Below are 15,569 nucleotides of genomic sequence, written 5' to 3'. Positions count from 1 at the left end.
AGGCGGTGCGGATCGACTGGTGGACGCTGGGGCTGCAGGCGATCAACGCGATCGTCCTGATCTGGCTGCTGTCCCGTTTCCTGTTCAAGCCGGTCGCCGCGATGATTGCGGAGCGCCAAGCCGCCGCCGAGCGGATTGGCGCCGAGGCCGAAGCCCTGAGAGCATCGGCAGAGCAGGATCGCGACGCGGCGGCGGCGGCGGAAGCCGAGATGGCCGCCAGCCGCGCCGCGCAGCTCAAGGCGGCGACTGACGCCGCTGCCGGAGAGCGCGAACGCCTCGTCACGGCGGCCCATGACGAGGCCGCCAGGCTACGTGCCGCCGCCGTCGCAGAGATCGAAAGGATGCGCACCGACGTGGAGCGTCGAGCCCAGTCCCGCGCCTCCCAACTTGCCATTATCATCGCTGGCCGCGTGCTTGCGCATCTGCCGGAAGCGTTGCGGATCGCCCCGTTCCTGCCCTCGCTGGGCAAGGCCATCGATGCGCTTTCGCCGCAAGCAAAGGCCGGCCTTGCCGAGCAGCCATGCGCCCGCGTCGCCGCGCCGCCGGATGAAACCGATATCCGCGCACTTCGCGTCCTGCTGGCGGAAAAGCTTGGCGCGCCGGCCGAGCCGGAGATCGTGGTCGACGCCGCGCTCATCGCCGGGATCGAGCTGGAAGGCGCGCACGCCGTCGTACGCAACAGCCTGCGCGCCGACCTTGACCACATCACGGCGGAGCTCGGTCGCGATGGCGATTGACGAGAATGCCTGGCTCGAGCGTGAGCGCGGCCGCATCGCCGGGGCGGCGATCGGTCCCGAGGCGATGTCGCTCGGCCGTGTCGAGCGCACGGGCGACAATATCGCCTACGTCTCGGGGCTGCCCGAGGCCCGGCTCGACGAATTGCTGCGCTTCGAAGGGGACCGCTATGGTTTCGCGCTCAGCCTGGAAACCGACGGCGTGAACGTGGTGCTGCTCGACGAGGGTCAGAAAATCGAAGCGGGCTCGCGCGTCGCGGGCACCGGCGAGGTTGTCCGCGTGCCGGTCGGAGAAGCGCTGCTAGGGCGGATCGTGGACCCGCTCGGCCGTCCGCTCGATGACGGGCCGGCGATCACGGCCGAGGCGATGCATCCGATCGAGCGCGACGCACCGCGCATCATCGAGCGCGACCTCGTCAGCGAGCCGGTCGAGACCGGCTTGGTCGTGGTCGACACTCTGTTTCCCATCGGCCGCGGCCAGCGCGAACTCATCATCGGCGACCGCGCCACCGGGAAAACATCCATCGCGGTCGACGCGATGGTCAACCAGCGCCGCGCCGACATGATCTGCGTCTATGTGGCGATCGGCCAGCGGAGCATGGCGGTCGAGCGCGTGATCGAGGACATACGGGCGCACGGCGCTCCCGAGCGCACGATCTTTCTCATCGCTTCGGCTTCTTCGACCGCGGGCATGCAATGGATTGCCCCCTTCGCTGGTTTCGCCATGGGCGAATATTTCCGCGACAAGGGCCAGCATGTGCTGATCGTGCTCGACGACCTCACCAAGCACGCGGCCACCCACCGTGAGCTTTCGCTGCTCACCCGCGAGCCGCCGGGTCGCGAGGCCTATCCGGGGGATATCTTCTATCTCCACGCCCGCCTGCTCGAACGCGCCGCACGGCTGTCCCCCGCCTTGGGCGGCGGTACGCTGACCGCACTTCCGATCGCCGAGACAGATGCGGGCAACCTCTCCGGCTATATCCCGACGAACCTGATCTCGATCACCGATGGACAGATCGTTCTGGACCGTCACCTGTTCGCGGCCGGCCAGCGCCCGGCGGTGGATGTCGGGCTCAGTGTCAGCCGCGTCGGCGGCAAGGCGCAGAATCCGGCGCTACGCAAGGCGTCGGGACGTATCCGGCTCGACTATGCCCAGTTCCAGGAGCTGGAGATGTTCACCCGCTTCGGCGGCCTGTCCGACGAGCGGCTGAAGGGGCGCATCCTGCGCGGCGAGCGCATCCGCGCGCTGCTCGCCCAGCCGCGTCTGAGAGCGCTCAAAACGGCCGACATGGTGGCGCTCCTGGCCGGGCTCGCCGCAGGGCTGCTCGACCCCGTGCCGGTGGCCGACATTGACGCGATCCGTGATAGGCTGTCCGCGCGGCTGGATGCCGATGCGGGCGATGTGGTCGCAAAGCTCATCCAGCGCGGTGAACTGGACGATGCCGCTCACGCAGCCCTCCTTGCCGTGCTCCGCGATCTGATCGCCGAGACGATCCGGCCATGATGGACCGCCTGGCCGCAATCACACGGCGCATGGAGACCGTTCGCCAGCTCGGAGCCGTCGCGACGGCGATGCGCGGAATTGCCGCTGCCCGGCAGCGTGAGGCGGAAAGCCGGCTGGAGGCGATACGCGCCTATGCCGCGACGATGGGCAGCGCCATCGGCGAAGCGCTTGCGCTCGCGCACGGCAGCGCCGCGCCGCGGAACGGCAAGGCGGAAGGCGATATATTGATTCTCCTGGCGGGCGAGCAGGGCTTCGCCGGCGCCTACAGCGACCGCGCGATCCAGGCCGCGCTTGCCCATTTGCGGCAGTCCGCCGACGGACCTCCCGCGACGCTGATGCTCGCCGGCAGCCGCGGACGGATGCTGGCGGAAGCGCAGGGCCTCAAACCCGCCTGGACGACCACCATGCCGCTGCACGTCCGCGAGGTCGCCGACACGGCCAACCATATTGCCCAGACTCTCTATGCGCTGCTGGCACACGGTGGAGTCGGCAGCGTGACGCTGCTCCATGCCTCGCCCGATGGCGCCTCCGCGTTACAGCCTTTCCGCGCGAAGACGCTGATTCCGTTCGACTATGCCCGCTTTTCCTCGCATCCGCGCGCGATTCCGCCGCTTGTGACGATGCCCGCGGATCGGTTGGTGGCGATGCTGGCCGAGGAATATGTATTCGCCGAGCTTTGCGAAGCGCTCATGCTGGCGTTCGCCGCCGAGAGCGAGGCGCGTCTTCGCGCGATGATGTCGGTCAGCGAGAATATCGCAAAGACGAGCGATGTGCTCGCTGCTGTCTTTCGCCAAGGCCGTCAGGACGCGATCACAGAGGAAGTGGTGGAACTCGCGGCGGGTTTCCGTTGAGGACGATTCGAAAGCCGCACACCGACCTCGCCGATTGCCCTGATCTTGCTTTTGGCCGCATCCGCACCGAGTTCGCCTCGCAACCGCCCGAGCGAGGATAAGGACCGCCCACTGTCGGGCTCGACCGGCACGGAATCCCTTCGCTAGGCGGCATCTCCCCCGGCGACATCGCCCCTGACGAGCGCCGGCTGTTCGACAGATCGCTTGTCATCGCTCCATGATCTATTCAAAACGGCTCCCGAAGGCGGTCGGAAATGTCGGGGTCACTCAGTGTGTTGGTTGGATGGAGGTTTAGGACTCAAGCTGGTCTCAGTGGAACCGCGCCCTTTAGCCGCAATAGACGAGTCGCTCTTCCGATCGCCGCGGGCCAATCGTTCGCGGGACTCGGCAAGCAAGTTCCGAAGCGTCAATTGTTTATCGTGATCGGTTTCGGCCTCCAGAAGCCGCCGGTATCGAGAAATGTTCTGTTTGATCACCCATTCTTCAGTCATCGCCGCCTCCATTCCAAGCAGCAATGCTCGGACTTTCGAAATCTGATATCTGAAAGGCTCTGGGTGAATGAGTGTTCGCCCAAACGGGGTTGCTTGCACAGACTCGGAAAATACCGAGTGGCGTGCGCGCGCCGGCATAAAGCCTTGTGGTCCCACGCCTGGCAAAGGCATGTGAGGCAGGCCGGATGACGAGGAAGCGCTCTTCGGCAAAGCCACCGGCAATCGTAGCTGCAGGTACCGATAACGCGCCCGTGGTGGCCGCCAAGCGGGATCGAATCGAGGGAGACGCCTTCCCGATCGTCGCGATCGGAGCCTCCGCCGGCGGCGTCGAGGCTTTCATGGAGCTTTTTGATATGCTGCCGGATCGGTGCGGAATGGCATTCGTCCTGATCCAGCACCTCGATCCCACGCATGAAAGCACGCTGCCCGAGATTCTATCCCAGCACACAGGCATGATCGTCAGCGAAGCGGCCGATCGCACCGCCCTCGAACCGGACCATGTCTATGTCATTCCGCGCCATGCCTACCTGACGGTAAAGGACGGCATGCTGCGGGTTTCGATCGAGCGGGAAAAGCATGGCGCACGCTTCCCCATCGACAGATTCCTGACGTCGCTCGCAGAGGAAAATCGCGCACGGACGGTTGCCGTGATCCTGACCGGCACCGGAACGGACGGCAGCCTGGGGTTGAAGGCCATCAACGAGCATGCCGGCCTCATCATCGCCCAGGATCCCGATGAAGCCGCTTTCGATGGCATGCCCCGCAACGCGATCGGCACGGGAGCCGTCGATCTTGTCCTTCCGCTCGTCAAAATCGCCGAAGCGCTGTTGCAGCAGTGCGCGCATGCGCGGACGACCGCTCCCGGCGAAACCGACGCAGGCGTGGGACCCGACACCATTCTCGCGCAGATCCTGGCGCTGGTGCACCAAAAGACCTCGCGCGATTTCGGCGCCTATAAGGAGGCGAGCCTGTTGCGCCGCATCCAACGGCGCATGGCGATACGCGGAAGCGAGACCCTCGATGAATATCTGAAGCTCCTTCGCGCCGATCCCAGCGAAATTGCCTTGCTGGCGAAAGATATGCTGATCCACGTCACGCAGTTCTTTCGGGGAACCAAGGACTTCGAGACGCTCGCGTCGAGTGTTATTCCGGATCTCGTTCGCCAACACCGGGACGACGTGCCGCTCAGGATATGGGTGACGGCTTGCAGCACCGGAGAGGAAGCCTACTCGATCGCGATCCTCTTCTTCGAGGAGATGGCACGACGCGGGCGGAATATAAACCTCCAGATATTCGCCACCGACATCGATGAGGAGATGATTTCAATAGCCCGGCAGGGCGTTTACTCCCCATCGATCAAATCGGAAATTGATCCGGAACGCCTGGAACATTTTTTCATCAAGGAGACGGACGGATACCGCGCTTCGACGCGCCTCCGGGAAACGATTGTTTTTACGGCCCACGACATTTTGAAGGATGCACCCTTTTCACGAATTGATTTCATATCCTGCCGGAATCTCTTGATCTACTTGCGCCCCGAAGCGCAGGACAAGATCATCGGGTTGTTTCATTTTTCACTGCGGCAAGACGGCGTTCTTTTTCTCGGCGCATCCGAAACGCCGGGCGATCCTTCGGATCTCTTCAAGCCAATATCGCACGCTCACCACCTCTACCGGAGAGTCGGCCAGGGCCGGGCAAGTCAGCTGCAATTCCCGATCGATACTCTGGAAAGGACCCGCGTGACCTGGCCAAATGTCGATCGAGCCTCCGAGCGGCGGCTGGAAAATCTTGGGAATATCACGCATCGCATCCTTGCCGATGCCTATGCGCCGGCGTCGGTGTTGATCAATGCCAAGCATGAGAGTCTCTATCACTTCGGTCCGATCGATCGCTATCTGCGAGTCTCACCCGGAGAGTTCAGCCGCGATCTGTTCACGATGGCGCGCGACGGCCTCGGCCTGAAGCTCAGGATCGCCGTCAGGCAGGCGCGGCAGCGACATGAGGCGGTGACCGCCACGGGTGCCGAAATCAGACGCGACGGCAAGACGTTTTTCGCGACCGCTACCGTCAGACCGCTCGATGTGGAAGGCCAGGAACTGCTCCTGGTCAGCTTTTTCGATGAACCCGGGCACAAGGCCAAAGTGCGGCGCTCTCCGCGGTCGCTGTCGGATGCGGCGCGGATCGCCGAGCTTGAAAATGACGTCGCAACCACGCGCCAGGAGCTGGAACAGACGATCCGCGAACTGGAGCATGCGAATGAGGAACTGAGGGCGAACAATGAAGAGGCGATGTCGGTCAACGAGGAGTTTCACGCGACCAGCGAAGAACTCCAGACCTCGAAGGAGGAATTGCAATCGCTGAACGAGGAGCTGACGACTGTCAACGGCCAGCTTCAGATAGCCCTGGAGAAGCAGCGCAGCACCGCCAGCGACCTGCAGAACATCCTGAACAGCACGGACATTGCCACGCTCTTCCTTGACCGGGATTTCAACATCCGGTTCTTCACGCCGAGCGCAAAGACGCTCTTTGGAATCATAGACACCGATGTCGGGCGGCCGCTTGCCAACCTCGCATTGCCGCGCACCGATGCAACGCTCCTTGACGACGCCGGTCTCGTCCTGCGCGATCTCTCGCCGGTTCAGCGGGAGATCAAGGCAGAGAATGACGCCTGGTACATCCGGCGGATCCTTCCGATCCGGACGCAGGACGATCAAGTTGCCGGCATCATCATAACTTTCTCCGACGTCAGCCAGATGAAGGTCGTGGAAGAGCAGATTCGCGACGCCCGAAATTATGCCGTGAGCATAATCGATACGATCCGAGAGCCCCTTGTCGTCCTCGATGGCAGCATGGGCATCGTCTCGGCGAACACATCCTTTTACCGATATTTTGCCGCAACCGCCGAGGACACGCTCGGACGCACCTTAGGACAATCGGGTGCTGGCGAACTGGGCGTCCCGGGACTGGATAGGTTTATCGACGAGATTCGCGCCGGCAAGATCGCACAGGACCATGAGATCGAGATCGAGCGGAAGGGCCGCGGCCGCCGGGTCCTGATGCTGCGCGCGCGCGAGATCGAGAACCGCCCGGCGGACGAACGGCGGGTTCTGGTCGCCATCGACGACATCACCGAGCGTGTCGAGGCCGAGCAGGCGCTCGTCGATGCACGGAAGGCGGCCGAAGAGGCCAATTTCGAGAAATCCCGCTTTCTCGCCGCGGCCAGCCACGATTTGCGTCAGCCATTGCAGACGCTTCGGCTGCTGCGTGGAATCATCGAGCAAAAGGTTGTCGACCCGGAGACGGTGCAACTGATGAAGAGAGCGGGCGAGACCCTCGATGGGCTAAACGGCCTGCTGGATTCGATGCTCGACAACAACCAGCTCGAGGCGGGTACGATCCTCCCGCAAGTGGATGCATTTCCCATCCATGACCTTCTCGATCGGCTTCGGAGCGAATTCGCCGTCCACGCCGAGGCGGCGGGCGTGGCATGGCGGGTGATCCCATCTAAGAGACTGGTCAAAAGCGACCAACACCTCCTTGAACGAATGCTCCGCAATCTGCTCTCCAACGCCTTCAAATACACAAGGCGCGGCAAGATTCTTCTTGGCTGCCGCGCCCATGGCGACAGGCTATCCATCGAGGTCTGGGACACGGGCGCGGGCATTCCTGAGGGAGACCTACCGACGATCTTCAACGAGTTCCATCGAACGGGCGGTATGGCCACACCGGACCCGAACCCCGGGCTCGGGCTCGGGCTGTCGATCGTTCGCCGGCTGGGCGAGCTTCTGGACCACCCGATCGATGTCTGCTCGCGCGTCGGCAAGGGCTCGGCATTCAAAATCAAGGTGCCGATCGGGACCGACAGGAGCGCCGATCACAGGACAATGGAGCTGCGGGCGGATGGCGGCATGATACCCTCGCGCAAGGGGAGAATTCTCGTCATCGAGGATGACGCTCCCGTCCGGGAAATGCTCGGAATGTTTCTCAGCGGCGTTGGACATCATGTGGTGCTGGCGGCCGATGGGCAGGAGGCGCTGGACGCAGTCTATAAGGTAGCGGAGGCGCCGGATCTTTTGATCGCGGACTATAGCTTGCCCGACGGCGCAGACGGATTCGCAGCTATCGACAATATTCGCAAGGCATTGAATGCAAAGCTGCCGGCAATCGTGCTCACCGGAGACATTTCAACGGTCACTCTCCAGGCGATCACGAGACGCGGCGAGTTCCACCTCGCAAAGCCGGTGACGGGCGATCGTCTGGCCGGAATGGTCGCCCGACTGCTCGCGGCGTCGCCCCAATCGCCGGCCGCTCCTGAGCGGATTTCCGCCTCGTCCGACTTGAGGGTGTTCGTCGTGGATGACGACCGGGGCATACGCGACACGCTTCGCGAGCTCTTGGAGATCAAGGGTTATCAGGTCGAAACCTATTCCGACGGCGAATCGCTTCTGAAGGCCGACAGCCCCGGAATGCAGGGATGCCTGATCCTTGATGCCAACATGCCCGGCATGGGCGGCCTTGAGGTTCTTGAACATCTCAAGGGGCGCGACAGCCGACTCTCCATATGCATGATCACCGGGAAAGGCGACATAGCGACGGCGGTGACGGCCATGAAGGCTGGGGCAATAGATTTCATCGAGAAGCCGGTCGACCCGGCTCAACTGATCGCGACGATCAACCGGGCGTTCGAGCGGGCAAGGATAGCCTCCGAAGAGTCCGAATCGCGCGCCAGCGCTACGCAAGCGCTCGCGAGCATGACCAAGCGCCAGCGCCAGGTGCTAGACTTGATTCTTGCCGGCAAGGTCAACAAGGAAATAGCGGCCAGCCTTCGGATCAACCAGCGCACCGTCGAAAGTCACCGCGCGCTGATCATGAAGAAAATGGGCGCGACCTCGGTTGCGGAACTCGTCCGTCTGGTGCTGACCGCGCATTGACTCCATTGTCACCAGAGATCGAGCCCTCGTGTCGTGGCGAGACCTGGATCACGCCATCATGCCAATCGTCCTGCGAAAGCGTCCAAGGGCAATCAGGAAGAAGATTGCACCGATCGCGATGATCCCGAGGAATTGGGGCCAGACGACATCCAGTCCGGCGCCGCGATAGAGGATCGACTGGGCCAGCTTGACGAAATGCGTCGTCGGCGCGGCGAGCATCACCGTTTGCACGATCTCGGGCATGCTCTCGCGCGGCGTCATGCCCCCGGAAAGCAGCTGGAGCGGCAGCAACACGAGCATCAGCAGTAGCCCGAACTGCGGCATCGAACGCGCGATCGTGCCCATGAAGATGCCGATCGACGTGGTCGCGAACAGGTGTAGCGCGGCGCCGGCCAGGAACAGCGCAATCGATCCCTCGATCGGCACCTTCAATATCCCCTCGACCACCACGAGCAACGCGAAGGCGCAGGCGAGCAGGACAACGAGCCCCATCGCCCAGACCTTGCTCGCCATGATCTCGAACGGTGTGACGGGCATTACCAGCAGATGCTCGATTGTGCCGTGCTCGCGCTCGCGGATCAGCGCCGCGCCGGTCAGCACGATCGAGAGCATGGTGACGTTGTTGATGATCTCCATCACCGATCCGAACCAGCTCTGCGCCAGCGTCGGATTGAAGCGGGCGCGCAGCGCGAGGTCGGCGGGCGGCGCGGCCGTGGCGCGGGTCCCCTGCATGAATTCGGACACCTCGCCCTGGACGATCTGCTGGATATACCCCCCCCCGGTGAAGGCCTGGCTCATCCGCGTGGCGTCGATGTTGAGCTGGACGGTCGGCTGACGGCCGGCGAGGACATCGCGCTGGAAATCGGGCGGCAGATCGAGCGCGAAGGTGTAGCGCCCGGCGTCCATGGCCGGATCGACCTCGCCCAGCGAGATCAACGCTGGCGGCGTGAAGTGCGGCGGATAAAAGGCCCCGGTGATCCGGTTCGACAGCGGCGACTGGTCCTCGTCGACGATCGCGATCGGCGCCTTGTGCAAGGTCTCGGGCATGGCGGAGGCTGCCACATAGATGCCGAGCGAGAAGGCGTAGACAATCAGCACCAGCATCATCGGATCGCGCCACAGGCTGCGCAGTTCCTTGATCCCGAGGCGGAGGATATTGGCTGCCTGCCGCATCTCAGCTCTCCTGCTTTTTGAGAAGCGCGACCGACAGCGCCAACAGCACCGGCACCGCCACGGCCAGTGCGAGAAGCGGCCGGACGAGATCGCCGAAACCCAGGCCCTTGGAGAAGACGCCACGGCAGATGGTGACGAAATGGGTGGTCGGGAAAATGGCGCCGACGAATGCTCCGGCCCCCTCGAGCGACGATACCGGATTGATCAGCCCGGAAAATTGCACCGCCGGCAGGATGGTGCCGATCGCCGTGGCGAACATCGCGGCGATCTGGCTGCGCATAAAGATCGAGAAGAGCAGTCCGATCGCCGTCGCGGACAGCGTGTAGAGCAAGGCCCCCACCGTCATGGCCAGCACGCTGCCGGTGATCGGCACGCGGAACACCAGCACCGCCAGCAACACCAGAAGGACATAGTTCAGCATGGCGAGCGCGACATAGGGAAGCTGCTTGCCGAGCAGGAATTCGATCCGCGTTATCGGCGTGACATAGAAGTTGATGATCGAGCCGAGTTCCTTCTCCCGCACGACGCTGAGCGCCGTCAGCATCGCGGGGAACAGCAGCAGCAGGACGGGAATGACCGCAGGTGCGATCGCCACCAGGCTCTTGACGTCGGGATTATAGCGATAGCGGGTCTCGATGGTGATGAGGCCCGCCGATGGCCGAACGCCCAGTTCCTGCGTCGCCGTCTCGCTCAGCCACTGAGCGTGCAACGCCTGGATATAGCCCTGCACGGTCTCGGCGCGCTGCGGCATCGCGCCGTCGATCCACACGCCGACCTGGACAGGATCGCCACGCCTCAGATCGCGGGCGAAGTTGGGCGGGATCTCGATCGCAAGACTGAGTTCGCCGGAGCGCATGCGCCTGTCGAGCTGGGCGTAATCGGTGATCGGCGGGCGTTCGATGAAATAGCGCGAGCCGGCCAGGTTGAGCGCATAGTTCTGGCTCGTTGTGGTTCCGTCGCGGTCGAGGATCGCGAAGGGCAGATCCTCCACGTCCATGCTGATGCCGTACCCCATGATGAACATGAGCAGCACGCTCCCCAAAAGGGCGAGCGTCGCGCGGATCGGATCGCGACGAAGCTCCAGCGCCTCGCGCCGGCTGTAGCTCATCATGCGCCGGCGGCTGAAGGCGCGGGAGAAGGACGAAGCGGGCTGGTCCTTTGTCTCGACGGCCGGTGCGGCGGCCGCCGTTCCCGTCTCTGCGCTTTCGTCTATGCCCGCCGCGTCCTCCAGATAGCTGATGAATGCGTCCTCGAGGCTTTTGCTGCCGCGCTTCTCGACGATCGCCGCCGGCGTATCGCTGACCAGCACCTTGCCCGCGTGCATCAGCGAGATGCGGTCGCAGCGCTCGGCCTCGTTCATGAAGTGGGTCGAGATGAAGATCGTCACCTTGTCGTTGCGGGACAGGTCGATCATCATTTGCCAGAACTGGTCGCGCGCGATCGGATCGACGCCCGAGGTCGGCTCGTCGAGGATCAGCATCTCGGGCTTGTGGATCATCGCGACCGAGAGGCTCAGGCGCTGCCGCTGGCCGAGCGGGAGCGCGTCCGGCAGCGCATCCATGATCTCGGTCAGGCCGAAGCGTCCGGCCATCTCCTCGATCCGCGCGGGAATTTGGGCGGCGGGGACGTGGAAAAGCTGCGCATGCAGTTCGAGGTTCTGCCGGACGGTGAGCTCGGAATAGAGCGAGAAGGCCTGGGACATGTAGCCGACGCGCCGGCGGGTCGCCATGTCGTCATTCTCGACCTCGCGCCCGAACAGCCACGCCTGACCCTCGCTCGCCTTGAGCAGGCCGGTCAGCATCTTCATCGTCGTCGACTTGCCGCAGCCGTTGGAGCCGAGGAAGCCGAAGATCTCGCCCCGCTCGATCCGAAAGTCGACATGATCGACCGCGGTGAATTCGCCGAAGCGCATGGTCAGTCCCTTGGCCTCGATGGCGATCTCGGCCTCGCGTCCGTCGCTGCGCGGCGGGATCGTCACGGCCTTGTGACCGCGTCGACGCTCCTCGGGCAGCAGCGCAATGAAGGCCTGCTCCAGCGTCGTGGTATTGGTCCGCTCGTAAAACTGCTGCGCCGTTCCCGTCGCGAGGATCCGTCCCGCGTCCATCGCCACCAGCCAGTCGAACCGCGCGGCCTCCTCCATATAGGCGGTGGCGACCAGCACGCTCATGCCGGGCCGTCCGGCGCGGATGCGATCGATCAGGTCCCAGAACTGCGCGCGTGAGAGCGGATCGACGCCCGTGGTCGGCTCGTCGAGCAGCAGGAAATCAGGATCGTGAATCAGCGCGCAGCACAGCCCCAGCTTCTGCTTCATGCCGCCCGACAGCTTGCCGGCGGGACGATCGCGAAACTCGGCAAGTCCGGTGCTATCGAGAAGATCGGCGATCCGCCGGTCGCGCTCGTCCGCGTCCTGGCCGAAGAGACGGCCGAAGAACTCCAGATTCTCGGCTATCGACAAGGTGGGATAGAGATTCTTGCCGAGTCCCTGCGGCATGTAGGCGATCCGCGGGCACACCAGCTCGCGGTGCCCCCTGTCGCTCATGTCGCCGCCCAGCACCTCGACCCGCCCCTTCTGGATGACCCGGGCGCCCGCGACGAGCGAGAACAGCGTGGACTTGCCGACCCCGTCGGGGCCGATCAAGGCGACCATGCGCCCGGCCGGGATCTCCAGGTCGACGTCGTCGAGCGCCAGCGTCTTGCCATAATGGATGCCGACCCCGGAAAGGCGCGCCGCCGGTTCCGGCGAGGCGCTCTCCGTCGTGCCGCTCGCAGTCATCGCGATACGTTGACGGTCAGCTTCGCCGGCCATTGCGCCTCGCGGTCGGTCCGGACATAGGCCATGCCGGGGAGCCCGGTCTTGACCTGGGTGATGTGGCGTTCGAGCAAGGCGGGATCGATCCGCGCCTTGACGCGGAACATCAGCTTCTGCCGCTCGCTGGCCGTCTCGACCGTCTTGGGCGTGAACTGGGCGACATCGGCCACGAACGAGACCCTGGCCGGTACGACGTAATCGGGCGCGGCATCGAGCACGATCCGGACCTCGCTTCCCAGCGCCACGCGCCCCGCCACCGTCTCGGGCAGGAAGAAGGTCATGTACACGTCGCCGAGGTTGACGAGATTGAGCACCCGCCCGCCGCCCGCGACGACCTCGCCTGGTTGAGCCACGCGATACTGAACACGCCCAGCCACTGGCGCGCGCAGGTCGCTGTCGCGGATATCCGCCTCGATCCGTTCGATCGTCGCGCGCGCGGCGTCGACGTTCGACCGCGCGCCGATCACCTGGCTGCGCGCGGTGCCGATGGCCGCGTCGACCGCCGCCATCTGCGCGCGCGCCGCCTCGACCGCCGCCGTCGCGCCCTCGACCTGCGCCTGATCGTCGTCGCGTTCCTGAACCGCGGTCGCCCCCTCGCGCGCCAACGTTTCCGAGCGGGCGAGCCGCTTGCGGGCGGCGTTGAGTTCGGCCTCGCGCTGCCGGACGGCGGCAAGCGCCGCCGCGCGTTCGCTCTGGCGCTGCGCCACCTGGCTCTGCGCGATCTGGATGGCATTGAGAGCCTGGGCGAGTTGAGCCTGAGCCTCGGAGCGCTGGGCGTTGAGGACGTCGACGTCCATATGCGCGACGACCTGGCCTGCCTTCACGAAGTCGCCCTCATCGGCGACGATGTCGCGGATGCGTCCCGGGGTCTTGGCCGACACGTCGATCTCGATCGCCTCGATCCGTCCGTTGCCCCCGACAATGCCCTCCGGAAGATCGGCGGGCCTGAGCAGCAGCCACAGGATGAGGCCGACCGCAACAGCCGTCGCGGCGATGCCGCCCCTTATGATCCATTTCTTCTGAGGGGTCGTCATTGTGCTCGATTCCCGGGAGCTGCGTTGATGTCGAAGGCAGGGTTCTGGACGAAGCCGCCGCCCAGCGCCGCATAGAGGGCGACGGCGCTCGCGAGATGGGCCCGCCGAAGCTCGACCAGCGCCTGCTCGGTGTCGAACAGGTCGCGCTGCGCGTCGAGAACCTCGAGATAGGCCGAGCGGCCGTTGTCGAAGCGCAGCTGCGCGAGCCGCGCGCGTTCGCGCAACGCCGCAAGCATGGTCCGCGTCGTCTCGATCTGGAGGCCGAGTTGCCGGCGCCGGACGAGTGCGTCGGAGACGTCACGAAATGCTGCCTGCACCGTCCGCTCATAATCTGCGACGGCGATCACCTGACGGGCTTTGGCCACGTCGAGGTTACCCTTGAGGCGTCCGGCATTGAACAAGGGGAGGCTCAAGGTCGGCGTGAAATTCCAGGACAGGCTTCCATCCTTGAACAAGCCGTCCAGGTCGCTGCTCGCGGTGCCGAAGGCGCCTGTCAGGCTGATATTGGGAAAGAAAGCGGCGCGCGCGGCGCCGATATTCGCTTCGGCTGCGCGCAGGGAATATTCGGCCGCCACGATGTCGGGTCGATTGGTGAGAAGCGCCGACGGCAGGCCCGTGGGCAGCGCCACCTCGGGCGCGGCTTCCGCGAGGCGGAGCGGCCCGGGCGGGATGTCGACGGGCCGCCCGACCAGCAGCGCCAGGGCGTTGCGGTTGACCGCGCGATCCTGATCGAGCGCCTGCAGCGCCGCCTGGGCCTGCGCCAGCAGGGTCTGCGCCTGCGTCATCTCGAGCTTCGAACCTGACCCGACCTCGTAGCGCCGTCGCATGATTCGGAGCGCGTCCTCGCGGGTCTTGATCGTCCGGACCGCCAGTTCGGCGCGCTCCTCATATTCGCGCTCGAGAAGATAGCCGTTGGCAACCTGGGCGACGAGGTCGGTGGCGACCGCGCGTCGCGCCTCTTCCGTCGCCAGATATTGCGCCCGCGCCGCCTCGTTGAGATTGCGCAGGCGGCCCCAGAAGTCGATTTCCCAACCGGCGCTCAGCTGGGCGTAGATCTGGTTTCCCGTGACCGCCTGCCCGAACCCCGACAGATCGGCCGGGGTTCGTCCCCGCGTTCCGGTCGCGACCGCGTCCAGCTCCGGATAGAGCGCCGACCCCTGGATCCGCCATGCCGCCCGAGCCTCGGCGACGCGTCCGGAAGCGACCCGGATGTCGCGGTTGTTATCGAGCGCTGCCGCGATGAGCGCGCGCAGCTGTTCCTCGCGGAAGAAATCGTACCAGCCGACCTGGGCGACGGAGAGCCCGGCGGCGGGCGCGGCGGCATAGGCCTGCGGCACGGGCTGCGGCGGGCGGACATGCGCAGGGGCGAACGAGCAGCCGGCCAGAAGCATCGGCAGGGCCGCGAGAACGGGCGTGAAGACGCCGCCACGCCGCGCGATCCTTGTGATCGTCAGATCCGCCATGTTGCTTCGCCGGTCCCCGCTTCGATTCAAGAGCACCGGCTCCCGCCCAAGAGCGGGCGGAAGCCGGTTCATGTCTTACGTGAGGGCTCAGGCCGCTTGAGGGACCTTTGCGGGCGAGCGCGCCGGCTCGCTGGGCTTCGCGGGCTCGGTCGCCGCTGTCTTGGCCAGTGGCCGGAACCACGCCTGGAGGGTATCGGTCAGTTGCTGCTGGTTGGTTGCCTGCGAGAGCAGGTCCTTCCAGCTACCCTGCCACTCGTCGATCGCAGCCTTGAACTTGGTTGCCGCCACCTCGCGGCTCTTTTCCGCCTCGTTGAACATGCTGGTGACCGCTTCGCTCTTCAAGCTGGGGACCGTTCCGGGCTTCAGCTCCTTCAGCTGATCGACGAAGAGGGCGGCTGCCTTGCTGCCGATCTGCGCGCATTCCTCGCCGCCGGCCCGGGCAATCTCGGCGAATTTGAGCGCTAGCTCGCCATTGGCCCTGGCAAGGGCAGTGATCTGGTCGAGGGGATAGCTCATGAATCGGTCCTTTCGAAATAAGGCTTGGGGGACGAACAGCATCCTTTACAATGCTGCGCCGCG

The 15,569-nt window shown here is 64.8% G+C and carries 10 protein-coding genes; 4 read left to right on the top strand and 6 right to left on the bottom strand.

Annotated elements, in window-relative coordinates:
* Window positions 1–5 precede the first annotated feature (5 nt).
* From K426_RS10320 to K426_RS10310, 3 genes are read left to right on the top strand one after another with little or no spacing between them, the layout of a single operon-like run.
* Window positions 6–737: a F0F1 ATP synthase subunit B family protein gene (locus K426_RS10320; protein WP_066556571.1), complete on the top strand. Its 732-nt coding sequence runs from the start codon at window positions 6–8 to the stop codon at window positions 735–737.
* On the top strand, window positions 727–2,238 hold the full coding sequence (locus tag K426_RS10315) for a F0F1 ATP synthase subunit alpha (protein ID WP_066556567.1): 1,512 nt from the start codon (window positions 727–729) through the stop codon (window positions 2,236–2,238). Before K426_RS10320 ends, K426_RS10315 begins: the two co-directional genes overlap by 11 nt.
* The gene (locus tag K426_RS10310; protein WP_082748541.1) at window positions 2,235–3,089 is read left to right on the top strand and encodes a F0F1 ATP synthase subunit gamma; all 855 of its coding nucleotides are present in this window, start codon (window positions 2,235–2,237) and stop codon (window positions 3,087–3,089) included. The genes K426_RS10315 and K426_RS10310 overlap by 4 nt, the downstream gene beginning before the upstream one ends.
* Window positions 3,090–3,352: 263 nt before the next feature.
* Here K426_RS10310 and K426_RS10305 read toward each other — a convergent pair whose 3' ends face one another.
* A complete protein-coding gene (locus K426_RS10305; RefSeq protein ID WP_145907254.1) occupies window positions 3,353–3,580 on the bottom strand; it encodes a hypothetical protein in 228 nt (75 codons plus the stop codon).
* Between the two features lie 185 nt (window positions 3,581–3,765).
* On the opposite strand from K426_RS10305, the gene K426_RS10300 reads away from it, so the two are divergent.
* The gene (locus tag K426_RS10300; protein ID WP_082748539.1) at window positions 3,766–8,511 is read left to right on the top strand and encodes a chemotaxis protein CheB; all 4,746 of its coding nucleotides are present in this window, start codon (window positions 3,766–3,768) and stop codon (window positions 8,509–8,511) included.
* A gap of 48 nt (window positions 8,512–8,559) precedes the next feature.
* Here K426_RS10300 and K426_RS10295 read toward each other — a convergent pair whose 3' ends face one another.
* From K426_RS10295 to K426_RS10275, 5 genes are all read right to left on the bottom strand, one after another.
* A complete protein-coding gene (locus K426_RS10295; RefSeq protein WP_066556549.1) occupies window positions 8,560–9,684 on the bottom strand; it encodes an ABC transporter permease in 1,125 nt (374 codons plus the stop codon).
* Between the two features lies 1 nt (window position 9,685).
* The gene (gene rbbA / locus K426_RS10290) at window positions 9,686–12,457 is read right to left on the bottom strand and encodes a ribosome-associated ATPase/putative transporter RbbA (protein ID WP_066561634.1); all 2,772 of its coding nucleotides are present in this window, start codon (window positions 12,455–12,457) and stop codon (window positions 9,686–9,688) included.
* Complete coding sequence (locus K426_RS10285) at window positions 12,454–13,527, bottom strand: HlyD family secretion protein (RefSeq protein WP_066556547.1); 1,074 nt, start codon at window positions 13,525–13,527, stop codon at window positions 12,454–12,456. Before K426_RS10285 ends, rbbA begins: the two co-directional genes overlap by 4 nt.
* On the bottom strand, window positions 13,524–14,990 hold the full coding sequence (locus K426_RS10280; protein WP_145907251.1) for an efflux transporter outer membrane subunit: 1,467 nt from the start codon (window positions 14,988–14,990) through the stop codon (window positions 13,524–13,526). Before K426_RS10280 ends, K426_RS10285 begins: the two co-directional genes overlap by 4 nt.
* 87 nt (window positions 14,991–15,077) lie before the next feature.
* Window positions 15,078–15,506, bottom strand: coding sequence for a hypothetical protein (locus K426_RS10275; RefSeq protein WP_145907249.1), 429 nt, complete (start codon window positions 15,504–15,506; stop codon window positions 15,078–15,080).
* Between the last annotated feature and the right edge of the window lie 63 nt (window positions 15,507–15,569).

It is taken from the genome of Sphingobium sp. TKS, assembly GCF_001563265.1.
Taxonomy (GTDB): Bacteria; Pseudomonadota; Alphaproteobacteria; order Sphingomonadales; family Sphingomonadaceae; genus Sphingobium.
Note: the sequence above shows the minus strand (reverse complement) of the source record. Positions and strands in the feature narration are given on the sequence as shown.

What these genes read in the sequence shown, in the direction of transcription:
- K426_RS10275 (WP_145907249.1), bottom strand. Translation starts at nt 15,506, where the DNA reads ATGAGCTATCCCCTCGACCAGATCACTGCCCTTGCCAGGGCCAATGGC.
- K426_RS10315 (WP_066556567.1), top strand. Translation starts at nt 727, where the DNA reads ATGGCGATTGACGAGAATGCCTGGCTCGAGCGTGAGCGCGGCCGCATC.
- K426_RS10295 (WP_066556549.1), bottom strand. Translation starts at nt 9,684, where the DNA reads ATGCGGCAGGCAGCCAATATCCTCCGCCTCGGGATCAAGGAACTGCGC.
- K426_RS10310 (WP_082748541.1), top strand. Translation starts at nt 2,235, where the DNA reads ATGATGGACCGCCTGGCCGCAATCACACGGCGCATGGAGACCGTTCGC.
- K426_RS10285 (WP_066556547.1), bottom strand. Translation starts at nt 13,527, where the DNA reads ATGACGACCCCTCAGAAGAAATGGATCATAAGGGGCGGCATCGCCGCG.
- rbbA (WP_066561634.1), bottom strand. Translation starts at nt 12,457, where the DNA reads ATGACTGCGAGCGGCACGACGGAGAGCGCCTCGCCGGAACCGGCGGCG.
- K426_RS10280 (WP_145907251.1), bottom strand. Translation starts at nt 14,990, where the DNA reads ATGGCGGATCTGACGATCACAAGGATCGCGCGGCGTGGCGGCGTCTTC.
- K426_RS10300 (WP_082748539.1), top strand. Translation starts at nt 3,766, where the DNA reads ATGACGAGGAAGCGCTCTTCGGCAAAGCCACCGGCAATCGTAGCTGCA.
- K426_RS10305 (WP_145907254.1), bottom strand. Translation starts at nt 3,580, where the DNA reads ATGACTGAAGAATGGGTGATCAAACAGAACATTTCTCGATACCGGCGG.